A 1,361-nucleotide genomic window follows, 5' to 3' on the forward strand; every position below is an offset into this window, starting at 1 on the left:
AAATCTATGGTCACCCCCGTTTTTGCAAGACTGATTTGATGCAGTGTTTGGCTTGCCTAAATCTATCCGGCGTCGATGTGGGGAGTTTCTCCCCGCGCCACGATGAGAGTCGCGCCTGACACTCCTAAAAAACCCCTCGGCTTCAAGAGCCAATTGTTTTATCAGGTTGTTCGTCAGGCCGGTGTGCCGTTCACGTCATCCAATTTCAGTCGTCGCAAAACCAGGTGGGTGTTTCTCGGAAAATAGTTGGGGAGTGGGCGCTCAAGTTGGCATGGCGCTCGGCCCCGCATCGAATATCGTGTTGTGTGTGGCCAGCGCCCATGCGGTTCGTGCCAGCTTGTTCGCTAGCGCACAGGCCACCACGTTCGAATGCCTACGTGTGAGCATCGCGCGCACCCAGTCGGCGAGGCGGCCTGTCTGGCGTTCAAGCCGCTGCATATACGCTCGGGCGCACTGCACTAACAAACGCCGCAAGTTCTTATCTCCACGCTTGCTTATACCCAGCAAAGTCGCACGGCCGCCCGTGCTGTACTGGCGTGGCACAAGCCCTGTGGCTGCCGCGAAATCGCGGCTGCATGCGTATTGCTTGCCATCGCCCATCTCAGCGGCCAACACGCTGGCGGTGATCGGTCCAACACCGGGGATGCTCAGCAGACGTTGCCCCAGATCGTCCTCGGCAAGTTGGCGCGTCAGCTCCTTTTCGATTTCACAGATTTGCTCGCAAAGGTACTTGTGATGAGCGTGTAATCGCTCGAGCACAGCGATAAGCCGTGGCGGCAGCGAATATTCGGCCAACACCGCAGGCAAACGCCTGATGACTGCCTGACCGATCGGCAGGCTGATGCCGAATTCGAGCAAAAACCCATGGAGCTGGTTAATCGTCTTGGTCCGATCCCGAATCAGCGATTCGCGCACCCGATGCAATGCCCCGAGCGTCTGCTGCGATTCGGTCTTTGGTGTCACAAACCGCATGGCCGGACGAGATGCCGCCTCGCAAATCGCCTCGGCATCCACGAAGTCGTTTTTGTTGCTTTTGACGAAAGGCCGCACGAATTGCGGCGAGATGAGCCTGACTTGATGCCCAAAGCCCGCCAGTTGCCGGGCCATATGATGGGCTCCGGCACACGCCTCCATGACCACCGTGCAAGCATGAAATGTCGCGAAAAACTCGACCAGTTGCTTGCGACTCACCCTCTTGCGAAACACGGCTTTGCCTTGCCGATCCTGCCCATGAAGGTGAAACGTATGCTTGCCTAGGTCGATTCCTACCAACGTCACGGTTTGCATGATGGCCCTCCAAAATGAAAACACCCTACCGCGTTACCCGCGTGTAGGGTGGGGGTGACCATCTCATTAACCCC

1 protein-coding gene is annotated in these 1,361 nt (G+C 57.5%); it reads right to left on the reverse strand.

From position 1 onward, the window contains the following. Positions 1-261: 261 nt before the first annotated feature. Complete coding sequence (locus PAN31117_RS26920; RefSeq protein WP_150740877.1) at positions 262-1,287, reverse strand: IS110 family RNA-guided transposase; 1,026 nt, start codon at positions 1,285-1,287, stop codon at positions 262-264. Between the last annotated feature and the right edge of the window lie 74 nt (positions 1,288-1,361).

The sequence above is a fragment of the Pandoraea anapnoica genome (genome assembly GCF_902459765.1).
Classification (GTDB): domain Bacteria; phylum Pseudomonadota; class Gammaproteobacteria; order Burkholderiales; family Burkholderiaceae; genus Pandoraea; species Pandoraea anapnoica.

What these genes read in the sequence shown, in the direction of transcription:
- PAN31117_RS26920 (WP_150740877.1), bottom strand. Translation starts at nt 1,287, where the DNA reads ATGCAAACCGTGACGTTGGTAGGAATCGACCTAGGCAAGCATACGTTT.